Source organism: Brachymonas denitrificans (assembly GCF_907163135.1).
Lineage (GTDB): Bacteria > Pseudomonadota > Gammaproteobacteria > Burkholderiales > Burkholderiaceae_C > Brachymonas > Brachymonas denitrificans_A.
On sequence record NZ_CAJQUA010000001.1, the window covers coordinates 145,556 to 165,385 of the forward strand.

General features: G+C 66.2%; 16 protein-coding genes and 1 pseudogene. 5 read left to right on the plus strand and 12 right to left on the minus strand.

The features are described 5' to 3' along the window. Nucleotides 1–31: 31 nt before the first annotated feature. Together gluQRS and KKQ75_RS00680 are read right to left on the minus strand one after the other, a co-directional pair. Complete coding sequence (gluQRS, locus tag KKQ75_RS00675) at nucleotides 32–952, minus strand: tRNA glutamyl-Q(34) synthetase GluQRS (RefSeq protein WP_213358817.1); 921 nt, start codon at nucleotides 950–952, stop codon at nucleotides 32–34. Nucleotides 953–1,011: 59 nt separating this feature from the next. Then, the gene (locus KKQ75_RS00680; protein ID WP_213358819.1) at nucleotides 1,012–2,031 is read right to left on the minus strand and encodes a LysR family transcriptional regulator; all 1,020 of its coding nucleotides are present in this window, start codon (nucleotides 2,029–2,031) and stop codon (nucleotides 1,012–1,014) included. A gap of 114 nt (nucleotides 2,032–2,145) precedes the next feature. On the opposite strand from KKQ75_RS00680, the gene KKQ75_RS00685 reads away from it, so the two are divergent. The 4 genes from KKQ75_RS00685 (at nucleotide 2,146) to dnaE (ending at nucleotide 7,653) form a co-directional block, all read left to right on the plus strand. Continuing rightward, complete coding sequence (locus KKQ75_RS00685) at nucleotides 2,146–2,853, plus strand: pirin family protein (RefSeq protein ID WP_213358821.1); 708 nt, start codon at nucleotides 2,146–2,148, stop codon at nucleotides 2,851–2,853. 187 nt (nucleotides 2,854–3,040) lie between these two features. Beyond that, nucleotides 3,041–3,604: a flavodoxin family protein gene (locus tag KKQ75_RS00690; protein ID WP_213358824.1), complete on the plus strand. Its 564-nt coding sequence runs from the start codon at nucleotides 3,041–3,043 to the stop codon at nucleotides 3,602–3,604. 226 nt (nucleotides 3,605–3,830) lie between these two features. After that, complete coding sequence (locus KKQ75_RS00695; RefSeq protein ID WP_213358825.1) at nucleotides 3,831–4,058, plus strand: hexameric tyrosine-coordinated heme protein; 228 nt, start codon at nucleotides 3,831–3,833, stop codon at nucleotides 4,056–4,058. A 49-nt stretch (nucleotides 4,059–4,107) separates the two neighbouring features. Next, on the plus strand, nucleotides 4,108–7,653 hold the full coding sequence (gene dnaE, locus KKQ75_RS00700) for a DNA polymerase III subunit alpha (RefSeq protein WP_213358827.1): 3,546 nt from the start codon (nucleotides 4,108–4,110) through the stop codon (nucleotides 7,651–7,653). Nucleotides 7,654–7,721: 68 nt separating this feature from the next. On the opposite strand, the gene KKQ75_RS00705 is transcribed toward dnaE, so the two are convergent. Genes KKQ75_RS00705 through KKQ75_RS00720 form a run of 4 tightly spaced genes read right to left on the minus strand, consistent with a single transcriptional unit; the run spans nucleotide 7,722 to nucleotide 14,310 of the window. Continuing rightward, nucleotides 7,722–8,933 carry an ABC transporter permease gene (locus KKQ75_RS00705; RefSeq protein WP_213358829.1) on the minus strand — a complete coding sequence of 404 codons (1,212 nt, stop codon included), beginning with the start codon at nucleotides 8,931–8,933 and terminating at the stop codon, nucleotides 7,722–7,724. 2 nt (nucleotides 8,934–8,935) lie between these two features. Further along, complete coding sequence (rbbA, locus tag KKQ75_RS00710) at nucleotides 8,936–11,716, minus strand: ribosome-associated ATPase/putative transporter RbbA (protein WP_213358831.1); 2,781 nt, start codon at nucleotides 11,714–11,716, stop codon at nucleotides 8,936–8,938. A 15-nt stretch (nucleotides 11,717–11,731) separates the two neighbouring features. Next, on the minus strand, nucleotides 11,732–12,751 hold the full coding sequence (locus tag KKQ75_RS00715) for an HlyD family secretion protein (RefSeq protein ID WP_213358833.1): 1,020 nt from the start codon (nucleotides 12,749–12,751) through the stop codon (nucleotides 11,732–11,734). Next, nucleotides 12,748–14,310 (minus strand): efflux transporter outer membrane subunit, encoded by a 1,563-nt coding sequence (locus KKQ75_RS00720; RefSeq protein WP_213358835.1) that lies wholly within the window; start codon nucleotides 14,308–14,310, stop codon nucleotides 12,748–12,750. The genes KKQ75_RS00715 and KKQ75_RS00720 overlap by 4 nt, the downstream gene beginning before the upstream one ends. Nucleotides 14,311–14,505: 195 nt before the next feature. Here KKQ75_RS00720 and KKQ75_RS00725 point away from each other — a divergent pair, with 195 nt between their 5' ends. After that, on the plus strand, nucleotides 14,506–15,174 hold the full coding sequence (locus KKQ75_RS00725) for a TetR/AcrR family transcriptional regulator (RefSeq protein ID WP_213358837.1): 669 nt from the start codon (nucleotides 14,506–14,508) through the stop codon (nucleotides 15,172–15,174). 52 nt (nucleotides 15,175–15,226) lie between these two features. Here the strand turns inward: KKQ75_RS00725 and tolA are convergent, their stop codons facing one another. The 6 genes and pseudogenes from tolA to nusB form a co-directional block, all read right to left on the minus strand. Next, on the minus strand, nucleotides 15,227–16,381 hold the full coding sequence (tolA, locus tag KKQ75_RS00730) for a cell envelope integrity protein TolA (RefSeq protein WP_213358839.1): 1,155 nt from the start codon (nucleotides 16,379–16,381) through the stop codon (nucleotides 15,227–15,229). An 18-nt stretch (nucleotides 16,382–16,399) separates the two neighbouring features. Beyond that, nucleotides 16,400–16,819 carry a protein TolR gene (gene tolR / locus KKQ75_RS00735; RefSeq protein ID WP_213358841.1) on the minus strand — a complete coding sequence of 140 codons (420 nt, stop codon included), beginning with the start codon at nucleotides 16,817–16,819 and terminating at the stop codon, nucleotides 16,400–16,402. Between the two features lie 15 nt (nucleotides 16,820–16,834). Beyond that, nucleotides 16,835–17,539 carry a protein TolQ gene (tolQ, locus tag KKQ75_RS00740; protein ID WP_213358843.1) on the minus strand — a complete coding sequence of 235 codons (705 nt, stop codon included), beginning with the start codon at nucleotides 17,537–17,539 and terminating at the stop codon, nucleotides 16,835–16,837. A 56-nt stretch (nucleotides 17,540–17,595) separates the two neighbouring features. Continuing rightward, nucleotides 17,596–18,006 carry a tol-pal system-associated acyl-CoA thioesterase gene (ybgC, locus tag KKQ75_RS00745; protein WP_213362599.1) on the minus strand — a complete coding sequence of 137 codons (411 nt, stop codon included), beginning with the start codon at nucleotides 18,004–18,006 and terminating at the stop codon, nucleotides 17,596–17,598. A gap of 21 nt (nucleotides 18,007–18,027) precedes the next feature. After that, the gene (locus KKQ75_RS00750; RefSeq protein WP_213358845.1) at nucleotides 18,028–19,227 is read right to left on the minus strand and encodes a pyridoxal phosphate-dependent aminotransferase; all 1,200 of its coding nucleotides are present in this window, start codon (nucleotides 19,225–19,227) and stop codon (nucleotides 18,028–18,030) included. A 90-nt stretch (nucleotides 19,228–19,317) separates the two neighbouring features. Continuing rightward, nucleotides 19,318–19,770 (minus strand): annotated as a pseudogene (nusB, locus tag KKQ75_RS00755) (transcription antitermination factor NusB); the annotation flags it as partial. Nucleotides 19,771–19,830 lie beyond the last annotated feature (60 nt).

Below are 19,830 nucleotides of genomic sequence, written 5' to 3' on the forward strand. Positions count from 1 at the left end.
GAAAGTGCCTGGCCGGCAGCGGGAGCAGCGCTCAGGCGGCGCCATGGCGCTGTTGCCAGTGCGCAATCCACTGTTGCAGGGCCGCCTCGGGCGTTTCTGCGCTTGCGGCGGGCAGGCCCAGTGCTGCGGCTGCGGCCTGCAGGTTGGCCGTGCGTTGGGCCGCATCGCCTTCGGGCAGCGGTTGCGCCGCATTCTGCTTGGACAGCTTCTCGCCATTGGGGCCGAGCACCAGCGGCGTATGCAGATAGCGTGGTGTGGGCAGGCCGAGGGCACGCTGCAGCACGATCTGGCGCGCGGTGTTGTCGGTCAGGTCTTCGCCGCGTACCACATCGGTGATGCCTTGCGCGGCATCATCGACCACGACCGCAAGCTGATAGGCCCACAGGCCGTCGGCACGACGCAGCACGAAGTCGCCGACGGCTTCGGCCACCTGCTGGCTTTGCGGGCCGAGGCGGCGATCCTGCCAGTGCGTGGGGGCGTCGGCGGGGAGTCCGTCCTGCTGCAGGCAGGCGGCTACGTGCAGGCGCCAGGCGCGGGCATGTCGGCCGTGCAGGCCGCCATTTTCCGGGCGGCAGGTACCGGGGTAGACCAGTTCGCCGTGCCGCTGCTGGCCTTGTCCCAGGCTCGCCAGTGCCTGGGCGATTTCCTTGCGCGAACAGGCGCAGGGGTAGGCCAGGCCGGCCGCCAATAACTGGTCCAGCGCCTGCTGGTACAGGGCATCGCGTTCCGACTGGAAGACCGGCAGTGCATCCGGCACCAGACCGTGTGCCTGCAGTTGCGCGAGGATGGTGCGCGCAGCTTGCGGGCTGCAACGGGGGGTGTCGACATCCTCGATGCGTACCAGCCAGCGCCCTTGATGGGCACGTGCATCCAGCCAGCTCGCCAGGGCTGCGACCAGCGAGCCTGCGTGCAGGGGGCCGGTGGGAGAGGGAGCGAATCGACCGATGTACATGGGGCTGCAGTGTAGCGAAACGCGTGTGCCCGTCCGGCCTCGCGCGTGGCAGCAGACCTTCAGGCGGGGCGGGCAGCTGGCGGCATGCCGGCCGGTTCGGCATCCGTCGCACGCACAGGCAGAGCCGCCTCCAGCGTTCGCCCCTGCAGCAGCGCCTGGCGTGTGACGGGGCTCTGGAGTTGCCGCAGCCACCATTGCAGTGCCTGACCGTGCCGCTGCTTGCCGCGATGCCAGGCGTAGTGGCTGTTGAAATGCGTGTCGCGCCGGGGCTGGGCCAGGGCCTTCTGCACCAGCAGGCCGCTCTGCAGCTGGGCCTGCACGCGCGTGACGGGCACGTAGCCCACACCCAGACCACGCACCTGCGCCTCGATTTTGGCGCCCATGTCGGGAACGGTCAGTACATCCTGTCCCGCGATCAGGCCGACGGTGCGGCTGTTGTTGCGGTGCACGGTGTCGGCCACGGCAACGGCGCGGTAGGGCTGCATGTCCTGTGGCGTCAGCGGCGTGGTGATGTCAGCGAGCGGGTGATGGGGGGCCACCGCGTAGATGAAGTCGATATGCCCGAGCGGGCGGTGTTCGATCAGGCGGTCGGTCCAGCCGCTGTCGAGCAGCACGCCCAGGGCCAGGTCGGCCTGGCCGCTGGTGAGTGCTTCGAAAGTGCCGGTCATCACTTCGGAGCGCAGCTTGAGTCGGGTGGGTGCGCCCAGGGTGTAGAACGCCTCGCACAACTCGAACACCGTCCCCATGTCCAGCAAGTCCTCGATCACGATGGTGAGTTGCGGCTCCCAGCCGGTGGCGACGCGCTGCACGCGGTGGGCAATGCGGTCCACCTCGGCGAGCAGCAGGCGGCTTTCGTGCAGCAACTCGCAGGCCGCTGCGGTGGGGGTGGCCTGGCGCCCCTGCCGGTCGAACAGCAGCACGTCGAGTGCCTCTTCCATCTGGCGGATGCGGTAACTCAGGGCGCTGGGCACCAGATCCAGGGCACGCGCAGCCGCAGCAAAACTGCCGTGTTCGGCCACCGCCTGCAGCATGCGCAGGTTGGAAGGGCTGAGGCTGTCCTGAATGGCGGATTGCGGCATGGTTCAAAAAATTTGATGAAGAACGTCAATATCATGCGCTGTTTTTGGAGGGTGCGCAACCTACAGTAGAGGCATTGGCAGGGCGCTACCTGCCTCCTTGTTCAGGAGATGACCATGTTTACTATCCGACGTGCCCATGAACGCGGCCATGCCCAACACGGCTGGCTCGACAGCTGGCACTTGTTTTCCTTTGCCGAATACTACGACCCGCGCTGGATGGGCTGGGGCAATCTGCGCGTGATCAACGAAGACCGCATCGATCCCGGTACCGGCTTTGGCCGCCACGGCCACCGCGACATGGAGATCGTGAGCTATGTGCTGGAAGGTGCGCTGACGCACGCCGACAGCATGGGCAATACCACCACCATCGTGCCGGGGCAGATCCAGCGCATGACGGCCGGCACCGGCGTGCTGCACAGCGAACATAACGCCAACCGCCAGGGCCAGACGCATTTCCTGCAGATCTGGATCGAGCCGGCTGCGCAGCAGCTGCCTCCTGGCTACGCCCAGCGCGATACCGGTCTGGAAGCGGCACGCGGCCAATTGAAGCTGCTCGCGGCCCCGGCCTCGCGCAATCTGCCCGAAGTGATGCCGCTGCACGCCGACGCAGCCATCCATGCCGGCCTGCTGGACGGTGCCGATACGGCCGAACTCGTTCTGGCCGAGGGGCGCAAGGCTGCGGTATTCGTGGCGCGCGGCTCGCTGCAAGTCAATGGCCAGCAGTTGCACACCGGCGATACCGCTTTCCTTGCCGATGAAACCCACATCCAGCTCGATGGCGCACGCGCTGCCGAGGTGCTGGTCTTCGATCTGGCCGCGTGATTTTTCCCTTTCTGGCCGCATTGGGCGCCGGTTGCCTGAGCCTGGATGCTCGCCTTGCCTGACGCGTGGGTGAGGCATTGGTTTGAACCCCTGCCTAGGCACTGAGGGAATGGTCCACCCGATTGGTGAGGCCATCAGGCCTTCACGCATTCTTGCTATGCTTGCCGGTTGATCAGGAGCAAAAAACATGAGTCACCCCAACGTTGTTGTTGTCTACCATTCCGGCTACGGCCACACCCAGCGCATGGCGCATGCCGTGGCCGATGGCGCGCAGGCGCGCGTCCTTGCCATCGATGCCGACGGCAACCTGCCGCCGCCCGCCTGGGAAGAACTGAATCAGGCCGATGCCATCATCTTCGGTGCCCCGACCTATATGGGCGGCCCGAGCTGGCAGTTCAAGAAGTTTGCCGACGCCACCTCCAAGCAGTGGTTTGCGGGCTTGTGGAAAGACAAGCTGTTCGGCGGCTTCACCAACAGCGCCACCATGAACGGCGACAAGGGCGAGACCATCGGCTATTTCATGACGCTGGCGGCGCAGCACGGCGGCCTGTGGGTCAGCCTGGGCATCATGCCGTCCAACAGCAAGGCTGCCGGCCGCAACGATCCCAACTACGTCGGCGGCTATGCCGGTGCGCTGGCCACCACCCCGTCGGATGCGGGCGTGGGCGAAATGGCGCAGGGCGACCTGGACACGGCGCGGATGTACGGCGAGCGTGTGCTGGCTGCTGCGGTGCGCTGGAAGCAAGGGTAACAGCCTCGCACGGAGGTGAGGGCAGTTTCGCCTGCTGCCCACTTCCTGCCACTGCTGCGCAGGGCAATGGGCACCCGCAGCAAGCTGTCGAGTCGCCTGAAGATTCCCGCCCCATCCTTGCGGAACGATGCCACCGCTCGCACTAGGTGCATTGGGCGACGGCGCAGCGCATGCGGGGTACCATGGCCTTCACCTGTCAGCAAATACTGCGTGCAAGGAGATTCCCATGGACAACTGGCTCGACTCCCTGATCACCGAAACCCCGCAACAGGGGTTTGAACTCGCCATCACCCTCAGCCGTCGTGGTGTGAAATACACTCAGCCCGACCCCGAGGTGCTGAAGGAGCTGCGGGCGCATTACGCCAATTCGGCGGAAGGCCTGACGGCGGCATCGCACGTGGTGGCGCTCAACTTCCAGACGGTGGCGGCGGCCAACAATTACTGGCGCAAGTGACATTCGGTACGGGGCGCCCCTGACCGACCCCGGCGGCTAAAATGCCCCGATGTTTGTCCACCTGCGCCTCCATTCCGAATTCTCCGTTGTTGACGGCACTGTCCGTGTGGACGATGCCGTCGCGGCGGCTGCGAAGGATGGCCAGCCCGCGCTGGCGCTGACCGACCTGAACAATCTGTTCGGCGCTGTCAAGTTCTACAAGGCAGCGCAGAAGAAGGGCGTGCAGCCGATTCTGGGCGCCGAGGTCATGATCGAGGACCTGGTGCCGTCCGCCAAGGACAGGCCGCTGCCGCGCATGCTGCTGCTCACGCAGAACACGCAGGGCTATCTCAACCTGTGCGAACTGCTCTCGCGCGGCTGGCGCAGCGTGGGCAACAAGGCGCAGGCCACGTTGCGCTGGGAATGGGTGCAGGAGCTGGCCGAGGGCCTGATCCTGCTGTCGGGCGCGCAGGCCGGCCCGCTGGGCGCGCCGCTGCTGGCGGGCGACGTGGCGCAGGCGCATGCGATTGCCATGCAATGCGTGGCCGCTTTCCCCAACCGTTTCTATCTGGAGCTGCAACGCGCCGGCCGCAGCACCGACGAGCCGCACGTGGTGGCCGCCGTGCAACTGGCGCAGCGCATGCAGCTGCCGGTGGTGGCCACGCACCCGGTGCAATACCTCACCGCCGAGGAGTTCGAAGCGCACGAGGCGCGTGTCTGCATCGCCGAAGGCGAAATCCTCGGCAACCAGCGGCGCAAGCGCCGCTTCACGCACCAGCAGTATTTCTACAGCTCCGAACAGATGCAGGCGCTGTTTGCCGATATTCCCTCGGCCATTGCCAACACGCTGGAAATCGCCAAGCGCAGCCATCTGACGCTGACGCTTGGAAAACCCCAGCTGCCGCTGTATCCGATCCCGGACGGGATGACCACGGAAGAATACTTCCGCCACCTGTCGTTCGAGGGGCTGGAGCAGCGTCTGCAGCACCTGTACCCGGATCCGGCCAAGCGCGAGGCGGCGCGTCCGCGCTACGTGGAGCGGCTGGAGTTCGAGATCGGCACCATCCTGAAGATGGGCTTTCCCGGCTACTTCCTGATCGTGCAGGACTTCATCGTCTGGGCCAAGCAAAATGGCTGCCCGGTGGGGCCGGGCCGTGGCTCCGGTGCCGGCTCGCTGGTGGCCTACGCACTAAAAATCACGGACCTGGATCCGCTCGAATACAACCTGCTGTTCGAGCGTTTCCTGAACCCGGAGCGGGTGTCCATGCCCGACTTCGACATCGACTTCTGCCAGACCAACCGCGATCGCGTGATCGACTACGTGAAGGACAAGTACGGCCGTGACGCCGTGAGCCAGATTGCCACCTTCGGCACCATGGCCGCGCGCGCCGCCATCCGAGACGTGGGCCGCGTGCTGGACCTGAGCTACACCTTCTGCGACGGCATCAGCAAGCTGATTCCGAACAAGCCCGGCAAGCCGGTCACCATCCAGTATCCGCCGCCGGATCTGTCGGACGACGACAAGGAAAAATACGCCATTGCCGCTGAGCCGCAACTGGCCGAGCGCATCGAGAACGACGACGAAGTCAAGACCCTGATTGAGCTGGCGCAGAAGCTCGAAGGCATGACGCGCAATATCGGCATGCACGCGGGCGGCGTGCTGATCGCTCCGGGCAAGCTGACCGATTTCTGCCCGCTGTACCAGCAGCCTGGCAGCGATTCGGCCGTGAGTCAGTATGACAAGGACGACGTGGAAGCCGTCGGCCTGGTCAAGTTCGACTTTCTGGGGTTGGCCACGCTCACCATCATGGAACTGGCGCGCGAGTTCATCCAGAAGCGCCACAAGGGGCGCGAAAACTTCAGCTTCGACGACATTCCGCTGGACGACAAGCCGACCTACCAGCTATTCCAGGATGGCAAGACCGAAGCCGTGTTCCAGTTTGAAAGCCGCGGCATGCAGGGCATGTTGCGCGACGCGCGTCCGACGCGGCTGGAAGACCTGATCGCGCTGAACGCGCTGTACCGTCCCGGCCCGATGGACCTGATTCCCAGCTTCGTGGCGCGCAAGCACGGGCGCGAGGAGGTCGAATATCCGCATCCGCTGGTGGCCGACATGCTAAGCGAGACCTACGGCATCATGGTGTATCAGGAACAGGTGATGCTGACGGCGCAGATCCTCGGCGGCTACACGCTGGGCGGCGCCGACCTGCTGCGCCGCGCCATGGGCAAGAAGAAGGCCGAGGAGATGGCCGAACACCGCCTGATCTTCCGCAAGGGTGCGGCCGAGAACGGCATCAGCGAGCAGAAGGCCGACGAGATCTTCGACCTGATGGAGAAGTTCGCAGGCTACGGCTTCAACAAGTCGCACGCCGCCGCCTACTCGCTGCTGGCCTACCAGACCGGCTGGCTCAAGGTGCATTACACGGCCGAATTCTTCTGCGCCAACATGACCGTGGAAATGGACAACACCGACAAGCTCAAGGTGCTGTTCGAGGATGCGCAGAAGATGGGCCTGAGCTTCGAGCTGCCCGACGTCAACCGCAGCAACTACCGCTTCGAGCCGGTGACCGACAAGGTGATCCGCTACGGCCTGGGCGCCATCAAGGGCACCGGCGAGAACGCCATTAACGCCATCGTCACGGCGCGCGAGGAGGGCGGTGCCTTCACCAGCCTGTTCGACTTCTGCAACCGGGTGGATCGCACGCGCCTGAACAAGCGCACGGTGGAGGCGCTGATCAAGGGCGGTGCTTTTGACAACCTGCACCTGAACCGCGCCGCGCTGATCGCCAGCATTGACCTGGCCTTCGAATTTGCCGCCACCCAGGCCGCCAACGCCAACCAGGGCGGCCTGTTCGACATGCTGGACGGCCCCGGCAGCAGCACCGATGAGCCGCCGCTGGTGCAGGCCACGCCCTGGGGCATCAAGGACCGGCTGGTGCAGGAAAAGACCGCCATCGGCTTTTACCTGTCCGGCCACCTGTTCGACGAGAACGAAACCGAGGTGCGCCGCTTTGCGCGCCTGAAGATCGACGACCTGATCGACAGCCGCGATCCGCAACTGCTGGCCGGCATCGTGAGCGACTTCCGCGTCATCAACGGGCGCAGCGGCAAGCTGGCGCTGTTCAAGCTGGATGACAAGTCGGGCGTGATCGAGGCCAGTGCGGACGAGGGCATCTGGGCGGGGCAGCCGGGTTTGCTCAAGGACGATGCGCTGGTGATTCTGCAGGCGGTGCCTCGCTTCGACCGTTTCAGTGGCGGGATGCGGCTGAATGTGCAGCAGGTCTGGGATCTGCCGGCGGCGCGCTGCCGCTTTGGCAAGTATCTGCTGGCGCAGGTGGCGTTGAATGGCAGTGGCGATGGGCCGCAACTGCAGGCCGTGCTGCAGCAGCATCCGCCCAAGCGGCAGGTGCTGGATGACGGGGATGAGATCAGTCGCGGGTTGCCGGTGCGATTGCAGTTGAGCGTGAGCGGGGCGGAAGACATGCAGCCTGACGAGCGATTGCAGGGGCAACTGAAGCTGGGGGAAGCCTCGCGTTTCTATCCGAGCGATGCGGCGCTCTCCGCCTGGACGGCATTGTTCCCGGAAGGGAAGGTGCAGGTGGTCTACGAAGCGTAAAACGCCCCGGGGCAGGACGCCGCAGGCGAGCTGGTCGAGTGCCGATAGCCGACAGCCGACAGCCGGCTTCAGCCCATCTGCCCGATAGTCCGGCGCAAACGGGCGCTCGCCACCCAGAAGAACACCGAGCCGGTCACCGCAATCGCCAGCAGCGTGGGCCACATCGTGGCCAGCCCGGCGCCGCGGAACAGCACCCCTTGCGCAAACGCCACGAAGTGGATGGTGGGCGCCAGAGACATCACGTAGCGCACCAGTTCCGGCATGCTTTCGGTCGGCGTGATGGCGCCGGAAAGCACGATCAGCGGCAGCAGCACCAGAATCACCAGCAGGCCGAACTGCGGCATGCTGCGCGCGATGGTGCCCAGGAAAATGCCGAGCGAGGTGGTGGAAAACAGGTACAGCAGGGTGCCCGCCGCAAACAGCAGAATCGAGCCGCTCACATGCACCCCCAGCACGCCGCGCACCATCACCAGCAGCGCAAACAGACCGCCGCAGAGCACCACTACGCTCATGCTCCACACCTTGCTGAGCATGATTTCCAGCGGCGTCACCGGCATCACCAGCAGGTGCTCGATGGTGCCGTGTTCGCGCTCGCGAATCAGGGCGGCACCGGCCAGCACGATGGACAGCACCGTCAGGTTGTTGATGATGCTGGTAATGCCGCCAAACCACGAGGCATACAGGTTCGGGTTGAACTTGACGTGGGTGACGAGGCGCGCCGGCAGTGGCAGGTCATTGCTGCGGTGGCCGCTCATCCAGGCCAGCACCTCCGAGGCCAGGATGTTCTCGATGTAGGTCGAACCCACCAGCGCCTGGCTCTGGCGCGTGGCATCCACGTTGAGCTGGATGGACGGACTGCGGCCATTGACCACGTCGCGCTGGAAGTTCGGGGGAATGTTCAGCACGAAGGTGTCCAGCCCCATGTCCATGCCGCGGTCGATGTCGGCACGGCTGATCAGGCGCGGTGGCGAGAAGTAGGGCGGCTGCAGGGCGTCGATCAGGCGCTGCGAGAGCGCGGACTGGTCTTCGTCCACCACCGCGATGGCCGCGTTGCTCAGGCTGTCCGGCTTGGCACGGGCATCGGCCAGCACCGCTCCCGTGAACATGAACACGATCACGAACAGCAGGGCGTAGTCGCGCAGCAGGCTGTAGAACTCCTTGATGCCGAGAAAGTACACGTTCCTGAGGCCCTCGCCCACGCCGTGGCGGCCGGCGGTCCGGGGCTGGCCTGAAGACGCAGCGGGTGGCGTGGGGGCAGGAGCGGAATTCGGGCGGGGCATGGTCAGGCCTCCTGTTTCTTCAGCAGCAGCCACGACAGCAGCGTGAGCACCGGCACGGCCAGCAGCAGGGGCCAGAAGGCGCCGAGCAGGTCACCGAAGTCCAGCGCCTTGGCAAAGGTGCCGCGGCTGATGGTGAGATAGTGCGTCGTGGGGTATACGCTGCCGATCAGCTTGCCCAGGCCGTGCAGTGACGAAACTGGGTCGATCACGCCGGAGTACTGGATGGCCGGAATCATGGTGGCAATGGCAGTGCCGGCAATGGCCGCGACCTGGCTGCGCGTGAGCGTGGAGGCCAGCAGGCCGAGGCTGGTGGTGGCCATCACGTAGATCACGGTGCCGGCCAGATAGGCCAGTAGGCCGCCCTTGAACGGGATGCGGAACTGCACCAGCGCCTGCAGGAACAGCAGCACGAAGCTCATCAGCGCCAGACCGATGTAGGGCAGCTGCTTGCCGAGCAGGAATTCCAGCTTGGTGACCGGCGTGGTGTACATGTTGATGATGGAGCCCAGTTCCTTTTCGCGCACCACCCCGAGGGCCATCAGCATGGCCGGGATGAAGATCAGCAGCATCGGAATGACGGCTGGAACCATCGCGACCATGCTCTTGAGGTCGGGGTTGTAGCGGTAGCGCACCGCCACGTTGGCCGGCAGGGCCAGCGTGTGGCCGCTGAACTGCTGCATCCACTGCGACAGCGTATGCAGGTGCATGCCGGTGGCGTAGCCGCGGATGGTTTCGCCGCGCAGCGGCATGGCGCCGTCGACCCAGGCGCCGATTTCGGGCCGGGCGCCGCGCATCAGGTCCCGCCCGAAGCCGGGCGGAATCTCGATCGCCAGCGCCAGTTCACCCGACTGCATGCGCGCATCGAGCTCCTGCGGGCTGCTGATGGGCGGGCGCTCGTTGAAATAGCGCGAGCCCGCCAGCTGCAGCGTGTAATCCTGGCTCAGGCGGCTCTGGTCCTGGTCGTAGACCGCGTAATTGAGGTGCTCCACGTCCATGGTGATGCCGTAGCCCATCACCAGCATCAGCAGCACGCTGCCCAGCAGGGCCATGGCGAGCCGGATCGGGTCGCGCCGCAGTTCCAGCATTTCGCGGAAGCTGTAGCTCAGCAGGCGCTGCAGGCTGAAGCGTGGCGGTCTGGCCGGAGGGGCCGGTGCTGCAGCAGACGGCTGCGTGGGAGGCGCCTCGGGAGCCGGCGCGGCCGGTGCGGATGCGGGTGCCCCGGCCTGTTCCTGCTCCGCAATCGCATCTTCCAGATAGCCGATGAAGGCTTCTTCCAGCGTGGCGGCACCGCGGGCGCGGGTGAGCGCTTCGGGGGTGTCGCTGGCGAGGATGCGGCCCGCATGCATCAACGACATGCGGTCGCAACGCTGGGCCTCGTTCATGAAGTGGGTGGAGATGAAAATGGTGACGCCATCGCGGCGCGACAGGTCGACCATCAGGGCCCAGAACGCATCCCGCGCCACCGGGTCCACGCCCGAGGTCGGCTCGTCCAGAATCAGCACGTCCGGGTGGTGCAGTACCGCCACTGCCAGCTGCAGCCGCTGACGGATGCCCAGCGGCAGCCGGTCCGGCTGCTGGTCCAGCACTTCGGTCAGCGCGAAACGGCGGGCCAGTTCGTCAATCCGTGCCGGCACCGTGTCGGCAGGGAGGTGGAACAGGCGCGCATGCAATTGCAGGTTCTGCCGCACCGACAGCTCGGTGTAGAGCGAAAACGCCTGCGACATGTAGCCGACGCGGCGGCGCGTGGCCATATTGCTGGCATCCATGCGCTGGCCCAGCAGCAGGGCCTCGCCGGCGCTGGGTTCGAGCAGGCCGGTCAGCATTTTCATGGTGGTGGACTTGCCGCAGCCATTGCTGCCCAGGAAGCCGAAGATTTCGCCGCGCCCCACCTGCAAGGTCACATCGTCCACCGCCACGAAATCGCCGAACTGCATGCGCAGCCCGCGGGCGTCGATCACCACCTCCTGTTCGCCCTGCGGCAGCGGCGGAATCACCAGCGCCTGATGGCCCTGCAGCCGCTCGGGCGGCAACAGCCGCAGGAAGGCCTGCTCCAGATCCTGGCTGCCGGTGCGCTGCAGCAGCTCCTGCGGTGTGCCTGTGGCGAGAATCCGGCCGGCATCCATGGCCACCAGCCAGTCGTATTGCTCGGCCTCTTCCATGTAGGCCGTGGCGACGATGACGCTCATCTGCGGACGCTCGCTGCGAATGCGCGCGATCAGCTCCCAGAACTGGCGACGCGAGAGCGGGTCGACGCCGGTGGTCGGCTCGTCCAGGATCAGCAGGTCGGGGTCGTGAATCAGCGCGCAACACAGGCCCAGCTTCTGCTTCATGCCGCCAGACAGCTTCTGCGCCGGCCGGCCGGCAAAAGCGGACATGCCGGTGCTGGCGAGCAGGGCAGCGGTGCGCTGTTTGCGCTCGCCGGCACTCAGGCCGAACAGGCGGCCGAAAAAGTCGATGTTCTCGAACACCGACAGCGTCGGATACAGGTTGCGCCCCAGGCCCTGCGGCATGTAGGCAATGCGGCTGCAGCTGACGCGCCGGTGTTCGGCCTCGGCCATGTCCCCGTCCAGTACCATGACCTGGCCCTGCTGGATCTTGCGCGCCCCCGCAACCAGCCCGAGCAGGGTGGACTTGCCCACGCCATCGGGACCGATCAGGCCGACCATGCAGCCAGCGGGAATGTCCAGGTCGATGCCGTTGTTGGCCAGCGTGCTGCCGTAGCGGTGGGTCAGCTGGCGCAGGCGCGCGACCACTGCAGGGGGATGTGCCTGGAGTGCTGTCATGCCCTCGGTTCCGCCTTAGTGGCTGGCAGCCGCCTGGGCGGCCGTGGCGGGCGGCAGCTTCACCTGCAGCTGTTGCGGCCACTCATGTTGCGCGCTCAGGCGCACATGGGCCACGCCGGGCAAGCCGGACTTGACGCTCTGCTGGTAGTTCTGCAGCAAGGCCGGATCGATGCGCGCCTTGACGCGGAACATCAGCTTCTGGCGCTCGTTGTGCGTTTCCACCGATTTGGGAGTGAACTGCGCCACGCTGGCCACATAGCTGATCCGGGCCGGAATCACGAACTGCGGAGCGGCATCGAGCACGATGCGCACTTCGCTGCCCAGGCCGACCTGCCCCGCGAGTTGCTCGGGCAGGAAAAAGCCCATGTAGACATCGTTGAGGTCGAGCATGCTGAGCACCTTGCCGCCGGCGCCCACCACTTCGCCCGGCTGCACCACCCGGTACTGGATGCGGCCGTCGCGCGGCGCGCGCAGTTCGGTGTCATTGAGTTCGCTCTGCAGCCGCACGACGCCGGCTTCGGAGGCGGCGATGCCGGCCTGCGCCTGCTTCACCTGCGAGCGTGCGACGGTCAAAGCCGCGTCCATGCTGTTCACGCGGGTGCGGTCCTCGTCGACCTGCTGCTGCGAGATGGCGCGATCGGCCAGCAGCGACTGCGTGCGCTCCAGCGTTTTGCGCGCCATCGCGCGTTCGCTTTCACGCTGTCGCACCACGGCCTGGGCCGTGACCAGATCGGCACGCGCCTTGTGCAGCTGGGCCTGGGCCTGATCCAGTTGCGCCTGCATGGCGCTGGCATCGATATGGGCCACCACCTGCTCGCTCTTGACCAAATCGCCCTCGTTCACCAGGATGTCCTTGACGCGCCCCGGCATCTTCGCCGAGATGTCCACCTCGGTGGCCTCGATGCGCCCGTTGCCGGAGGCAAAGCCCTCGGTTTCCTTGCCGGCCTGCTGTTGCTGCCAGTACCACCAGCCGCCTCCGGCCAGCAGCGCCACGACGGCGGAGGCGATCGACCATTGCTTGATTCTCGGGCTCATGACGGGGTTCCTTCCTGGGTGGGGGGAGAAGAGGGGCTGGAGGGCCGGGCCAGAGGCTGCGTCTGCGCGCCGCCAAGCGCCTTGTACAGGCCCACCAGGCTGCTCAGGCGGGCGCGGCGCAGCTGCACCAGACTCTGCTCGGTGGCAAAGCGCGAGCGTTCGGCATCGAGCACTTCAAAGTAGCTGCTGTAGCCACGTTCGTAGCGCCGCCGGGCCAGAAAGGCGCGGTCGGTCTGCGCGGCCAGCAGCTGGCGCACGTCGCGCTCCTGCACGGCCAGCCAGTGGCGGGCGGCAAGCAGTTCGGATACTTCGCGGAAGGCATTGCGGATCACGCTTTCGTACTGCGCCACCGCCTGGTGCTTGCGTGCCTCGGCCAGATCCAGATTGGCCTGCCGGCGGCCGCCATCGAAAATCGGCAGGCTGATGCGCGGCATGAACAGCCAGGTGCCGTAGTTGTTGCTGAACAGGCTCTCCAGCGCGTTGCTGGCGATGCCGCCGCCGGCGGTGAGGGTGATGCTGGGCAGGAAGGCCTTGCGTGCAGCCGTGACATTGCCGCGTGCGGCCTGCAGCTGCAGTTCTGCTGCCCGGATGTCGGGCCGGCGCGTGAGCAGTTCGGACGGCAGGCCGGCCGGCAGATTGCGGTCCTCGATCCGGCTCAGCGGGCGAGTCGTGCGGGCACGCGGCACCTCGATGACATGGGTGAGCTGGGTCAGCAAAGCACGGTTGGCGGCAACCTGGCGCTCCAGCGTCGCCAGGTCGCTGCGCGTGGAGGCAACCAGCGTTTCCGTCTGGCGCAGTTCCATGTCGGAGATCAGGCCCACCTCCTTGCGTCGCCGCATGATGCGGTGGCTTTCCTCGCTGTTGGCCAGGGTCTGGCGCGCCAGCTGCAGGCGTTCCTGCAGTTCCAGCCCCTGCAGCCAGCTGTCGGTCACCAGCGCCAGCAGGGCGGTGCGGAAGGATTGCTGTGCCTCGGCGCTGGCCAGATAGCGGTCGCGCGCGGCCTGATTCATGGCGCGCACCTTGCCCCAGAAGTCGATCTCGTAACTGGGCATGATGACGCCGGCCGAATAGGTCGAGAGGATGCGTTCGCGCTCGGCCTGGTGCAGGGCGTTTTCCAGCGGCACCGCCAGCTGGGGTGGCAGACCGGCATTGGAGAGGTCGATCTGGTCCAGCGGCAATTCGGTGCGCGCGCGCACGCCCTGGGCGGACAGGCCGATCATCGGCAGGGTGGTGGCGCGCTGCAGGCCGGCGGCCGCGCGCGCCTCCTCCACGCGCATGGCGGCCACGCGCAAGTCGCTGTTGTAGGCCAGGGCGGCCTGTTGCAGGCGCTGCAAATCGGGGTCGGCGATCAGCTCGGTCCAGTCCAGGGTGGGCAACGCGGCCGCAGCGGACAGCCCGGATCCCGGCAGCTCCGGATACCGGTCCGGCAGCGGTATCAGGGCTTGTTCGGGTTGGGCGGGGGCGGCACAGCCGGCAATACCGCCGACCAGCGCCAGCGATGTGAGTGCGGCCAGCAGCAGACGATTCGGCGGGGGGCAGGAACGCAAGGGCAAGTTCATGACATCTCTTGATCTTGGGGAAACCCGGTTGCCGACACTGTGCAACAGCACGGCGGGAACGGGAGCCTGAAGCGCGACAGAAAAAAGCTGTGCACCCCAGACACCTTGCTACCAAAATGGCAACTATCGATGCATATCATAATCCATTTATGCGGCCTAATTCAACGACCATTGAATATCTCAGAAGGAGAGACCGTGTCTGCTGCTCCTGCCCGTGATACCCCTTCCGTCCATCGTCGGCCCGGCCGACCGGCCAGTTCTGCCGGCGAGGACGGGCGCCAGCGCCTGCTGCAGGCTGCAGAGGAAGTATTTGGCTTCCAGGGCTTCGAGCCCGCCAGCCTGCGCGCCATCGCGGAGTTGGCAGGGCTGGATCCGGCGCTGGTCTCGCACCATTTCGGTTCCAAGCAGCGACTGTGGCATGCGGCTGTGGATGCGGTGGCAGAGCGCCAGAAACCTCTGCTTCCGGTGTTGCAGGGGATCGTGGATGCGCCATCCCCCCTGCTGCAGCGGGTGCATGATGCGGTTGACTTCTTCATCGATCTGGCTGATCAGCAGCGCGCGCTGTTCCGCTTCATCCATCGGGAACTGGGGCACTCGGGGCCGCGTCTGCAGTATCTGACCGAACGGCTGGTGCAACCTTGCTATGCGATCTGTGCGCCGCTATGGCAGCAGGCCATCGAGCAGCGCGTGCTGCTCAGTCCGCATCCGGCGGTGTTCCATTTTCTGCTGCTGGGGGCGCTCAGTACCACGCTGGGGGCGGTGCCGATGATTGCGCAACTGGCCGGGGAAGAGGTGGATCGCCAGGCGATCCTGCACTCGCTGCGATTGATCCTGCAGGGGCATTTTCCGGATGCGCTGCCATAGGCACGCCAGCGCGGCATGGTCGCGGCTACCCGCAACGGGAGGGCAACCCGAATTACCGCAAGCGGAACTCGATCACGATGGGTGACGGCACGCTGCCATCGATATCCTTGGGCAGCGTGTCGGTCTTGTCGATGGCACGCAGCACGGCCTGGTCCCAGCTGCGGTTGCCGCTGGAACGGATGATGCGACGCGCGGTGATGGTGCCGTCGGGCGCGGCACGCACTTCCACGTCGGTGCGCGGACTGTCGCCTTCGTCATCGTTGTAAGTGATGTTGGGGCGCACCTTGGCGCGGACCTTGGCCGCGTAGCCAGAGGAGGGGCCGCCGCGCGACTTGGCGTCCTTGCCGCCGCCGGTGGCGCCTTTGGCGGAGTTCGAGCCGCCACCGCCGGCAGCGCCGGCCAGCTTCTGCAGGCGATCCAGTTGGGCTGCGCGTGCCGCGTCAGCCTCCCGTTTGGCGGCGGCCTCCTTGGCAGCTTGCGCCTTTGCGGCTGCGTCGGCCTTTGCTTTCGCAGCGGCATCCGCCTTGGCCTGCGCTGCGGCCCTGGCATCCTGTTGCGCCCTGGCTTGTGCCGCAGCCCTCGCCTCCTGCTGGGCTTTCACGCGCGCTTCCGCCTGCGCTCTCGCCTGATCCTTCACCGCCTGCTGGCGGGCCTGGCGCTCGGCTTCCTGCTTGCGCCGTTCCGCCTGCACTTGTTCCTGCTGCTTCTGCGCGTCGCGCTTGCGCTGGGCAATTTCCGCTTCCTGTTCGCGCTGACGCGCGTCACGGGCCTGTTCGGCGCGCTGCTGCGCCTGGCGCTGGCGTTCTTCCGCCTGTTGCTGCTGTTCGGCCAGACGGCGCTCCGCTTCCTGCTGGCGTTGGGCGGCTTGCTCGGCACGCCGTGCCATGGCTTGCTCGGCCGCCTGGCGCGCCTGCTGCTCGCGGGCCACGCGGATTGCCTCGTCGGCATTGGCCGTGTCCCCCTCGCTCCGCGCTTCCGGCTCTTTGGCGGGTACTGCAGGGCCCTTGGGCCCGCCTTCCTGCGAAGGCGTCATGTCCCAGATTTCGGCGTCATACACGGCCGTCTGCGGATCCGACTTCCAGTTCACCCCCAGCGCCAGCAGCCCGACCAGACCCACATGCACCAGCAGCGCAAGCGCCACTGCCTTGCCAACGCCACGCGGGCGCGGCGGAGCAAATTCATCGCGGAGGGCAGTGGTATCCAGCATCAGCGCAAATCACCCGCCTCAGGAGCGCGAAGCAGCAGCCAGACCGATGCGCTGCACGCCGGCCTGGCGCAGGCGGTCCATTACCTGGATCACCTGGTCGTACTGCACCTCACGGTCGGCACTGATCACCACCGGGCGTGCCGGATCGCCAGCCTGGGCTTCCTGCACCGCAGCGGCAATGCTGTCGAGCTGCAGCGTGCTGCTTTCGGTCTTGCCGTGCAGCGCCAGCGTGCCGTCGCGCTTGATTTCCACCTGCACCACGTCGGCCGCCTGCTGGCTGCTCTTGGCCACCGAGGGCAGGTTGATGGTGCCCGGACGGATCAGCGGCGCGGTGACCATGAAGATGATCAGCAGCACCAGCATCACGTCGATGAAGGGCACCATGTTGATTTCGTTGATGGTGCGGCGTCCGCGGCCGCGGGAAACCAGGGCGGGCATGGCAGGCTCCTCGTTTCAGTGGCCCGAGGCCGTGCCGGCAGCAGCGTGCTCGCCGGTGTTGCGCTGCAGGATGTTGGAAAACTCCTCGATGAAGGTTTCCTGCGATACGGCCACGCGGTCGATGTCACGCGCGAAGTAGTTGTAGGCCACCACTGCCGGAATGGCGGCAAACAGGCCCAGCGCCGTGGCCACCAGCGCTTCGGCAATGCCGGGCGCCACCGTGGCCAGCGTGACCTGCTCCATGGCGGAGAGGCCGGTGAAGGCGTGCATGATGCCCCACACCGTGCCGAACAGGCCGACGTAGGGGGAGATGGAGCCGACCGAGGCCAGGAAGGACATGCCGCTTTCGATGCTGTCCACCTCGCGCTGGTAGCTGGCGCGCATGGCGCGGCGGGCACCGTCCAGCAGCGTGGCGTCGGACACATGGCGCTCGCGCAGCTTGAGGAATTCACGCATGCCGCTGGCAAAGATGCGTTCGGTCGGGCCTGCCAGCTTGGCGTTCTGGCTGGCGCCGGCGTACAGCTCGGTCAGGTTGCTGCCCGACCAGAAGTTGCGCTCGAAGGCATCGTTGAGCCTGCGCGTGCGCTTGAGAGCACCGATCTTGCTGAAAATCGCCGCCCAGCTGGCGATGGACACCGCCAGCAACAGCAGCATCACTGCCTGTACCACCCAGCTGGCGTTGAGCACCAGCTGCACGATGTTCATGTCCTGAGCGTTCATGCGATTCCTGTTGTCGTTGTGTGCGGCAGGCACGGCACGGCCTGCCACGAAGGGGTTCAGTGCCCGGCCACCATGATGGCGTGAAGCTCTGCCGGCATGCGCGCCGGCTGCATCGTCGCGGTATCGACCCAGCCGATACGGATGCTGCCTTCGGCCAGCAGCGGCCCCTCCGGGCCACCGAGGCGGGCGGTTTGCGCGATCACGCAGGAGGCCTTGCCGATCTGCACAGGGTCGGCCGTGACATGGAGCACGTCATCCAGCCGGGCCGGACGATGGTACTTCATCTCGGTGGCGCTCACCACGAACATGCCGCCGCTGCGCTCGCGCAGTTCCTGCTGCTGCACCCCGAGCGCACGCAGCCACTCGGTGCGGGCGCGCTCGAAGAACTTCAGATAGTTAGCATAGAAGACAATGCCGCCGGCATCGGTGTCTTCCCAGTAAACGCGGATGTCAAAGTGAAACATGATGTTGCGGTGCAGCAAAGTGTCTCAGAGCAGGCGCTTGAGCCGTTCCACCGCCTCCTGCAACTGCGGCAGCGCATTGGCCGTGGAGAAGCGGATGAAGCGGCTGGTGTCAGCCACGCCGAAGTCGCGGCCCGGCGTGACCACCAGCTGCGCCTTTTCCATCAGCGCGAAAGTGGCATCCCAGCTATTGTCCACGCTCAGACGCTCGAACCAGCTGCTGCAGTCGGCCCAGGCGTAGAAGGCGCCGTCGGGCATCACCGGCACCTGCAGGCCGAGTGCGTTGAGCTGCGGCACGAACCAGTCGCGCCGGGCCTGGAATTCGGCACGGCGCTGCTCGTACAGCGCGATGCTTTCCGGCTCGAAGCAGGCCACGGCCGCATGCTGCGCCACCGTGCTCGGGCAGATGAACAGGTGTTGCGACAGCAATTCCACCGTCTTGGCCAGCACCGGCGGCAGCACCACCCAGCCCAGGCGCCAGCCGGTCATGCTGAAATACTTGCTGAAGCTGTTGATGCTGATCACGTCCTCGCCCAGCGCCAGCGCGCTGTGGCTGTAGGCTTCGTCGTAGCTCAGGCCGAGGTAGATTTCGTCGACGATGGTGACGCCGCCCTTGCTGCGCACGAACTGGTGGATGGCGCGCAGTTCCTCCGGCGCAATCGAGGTGCCGGTCGGGTTGGACGGGGTGGCCAGCATCACGCCGCGCGTATGCTCGCCCCAGTGTTCTGCCACCTTGGCGGCACTGAGCTGGAAGCGCTCGGCGGCGCCGGACGGTATCAGTTTGGGCGTGCCCTCGGCCAGACTGACGAAATGGCGGTTGCTCGGATAGCTCGGATCCGGCATCAGGATCTCGTCGCCCTGCTGGATCAGCGCGAGGCAGGCCACCTGCAGCGCCGCCGAGGCGCCGGCGGTGATCACGATGCGGCCCGGATCCATGTCCACGCCGAAGCGCTGCGCATACCACTGGCTGATGCGTTCGCGCAGCAGCGGCAGGCCGTTGGACTGGGTGTATTGCGTGTTGCCGTCGCGGATGCAGCGCGCCGCGGCTTCGGCCACCAGCGGCGGTGCGGTGAAGTCGGGCTCGCCGATATTCAGGTAGATCAGCGGATCGGCGCCGGCCGGCAGGCGTGCCTGCAATTGTTGCGCCGCCTTGAAGATCTCCATCACGTAGAACGGCTCGATGCGTTCGGCGCGGCGGGCCAGGCGAAGAGGGGGGGCTTGCGTCATTGCGGTCTCATCAGGCAGGACGGGCCGCGTGCGAGCCCGGCTGAACGGAACAGGCCGGGCGCCGCTTGTGGCAGCGCCGGCCGCGAGGCGTCACTTCTTGCTGCGGTCGTGCTCGACTTCGGTGGCACGCAGGCGCGGCGCCAGGGCGTGCAGCACGCCGTTCACATACTTGTGGCCGTCGGTGCCGCCGAAGGACTTGGCCAGCTCGATGCACTCGTTCAGCACCACGCGCCAGGGCACGTCGGGGCAGAACTTGAATTCGTACACGCCGATCCACATGCAGGCATGCTCGATCGGAGAAATTTCTTTCCAGCCGCGGTCGAGCAGGGGCTCGATCAGCGTGTCCAGTTCCTTGCCATGCTCCACGCAGCCGTGGAAGACAGCGTCGAAATGGGCCGAATCGCCCTTGTGGAAACCGGTGAGTTCGCGCGTGAACTGGTCGATGGCCGTGGCGTCGTTGTGGCCGACCAGATGCTGGTACAGGGCCTGCACGATGAACTCGCGGGCGCGCGAGCGGCCGGTCTTGCTGGAGGGCTTGCGCGCGCGGGGCGCAGCAGGTTTTTTCGCGGCAGCAGCCTTGTCGGCGGCAGCATGGTCCTGCTG

Excerpts from the sequence above, each read along its gene's own strand:
- gluQRS (WP_213358817.1), bottom strand. The coding sequence starts at position 952 with ATGTACATCGGTCGATTCGCTCCCTCTCCCACCGGCCCCCTGCACGCA.
- KKQ75_RS00680 (WP_213358819.1), bottom strand. The coding sequence starts at position 2,031 with ATGCCGCAATCCGCCATTCAGGACAGCCTCAGCCCTTCCAACCTGCGC.
- KKQ75_RS00685 (WP_213358821.1), top strand. The coding sequence starts at position 2,146 with ATGTTTACTATCCGACGTGCCCATGAACGCGGCCATGCCCAACACGGC.
- KKQ75_RS00690 (WP_213358824.1), top strand. The coding sequence starts at position 3,041 with ATGAGTCACCCCAACGTTGTTGTTGTCTACCATTCCGGCTACGGCCAC.
- KKQ75_RS00695 (WP_213358825.1), top strand. The coding sequence starts at position 3,831 with ATGGACAACTGGCTCGACTCCCTGATCACCGAAACCCCGCAACAGGGG.
- dnaE (WP_213358827.1), top strand. The coding sequence starts at position 4,108 with ATGTTTGTCCACCTGCGCCTCCATTCCGAATTCTCCGTTGTTGACGGC.
- KKQ75_RS00705 (WP_213358829.1), bottom strand. The coding sequence starts at position 8,933 with ATGCCCCGCCCGAATTCCGCTCCTGCCCCCACGCCACCCGCTGCGTCT.
- rbbA (WP_213358831.1), bottom strand. The coding sequence starts at position 11,716 with ATGACAGCACTCCAGGCACATCCCCCTGCAGTGGTCGCGCGCCTGCGC.
- KKQ75_RS00715 (WP_213358833.1), bottom strand. The coding sequence starts at position 12,751 with ATGAGCCCGAGAATCAAGCAATGGTCGATCGCCTCCGCCGTCGTGGCG.
- KKQ75_RS00720 (WP_213358835.1), bottom strand. The coding sequence starts at position 14,310 with ATGAACTTGCCCTTGCGTTCCTGCCCCCCGCCGAATCGTCTGCTGCTG.
- tolA (WP_213358839.1), bottom strand. The coding sequence starts at position 16,381 with ATGCTGGATACCACTGCCCTCCGCGATGAATTTGCTCCGCCGCGCCCG.
- tolR (WP_213358841.1), bottom strand. The coding sequence starts at position 16,819 with ATGCCCGCCCTGGTTTCCCGCGGCCGCGGACGCCGCACCATCAACGAA.
- tolQ (WP_213358843.1), bottom strand. The coding sequence starts at position 17,539 with ATGAACGCTCAGGACATGAACATCGTGCAGCTGGTGCTCAACGCCAGC.
- KKQ75_RS00750 (WP_213358845.1), bottom strand. The coding sequence starts at position 19,227 with ATGACGCAAGCCCCCCCTCTTCGCCTGGCCCGCCGCGCCGAACGCATC.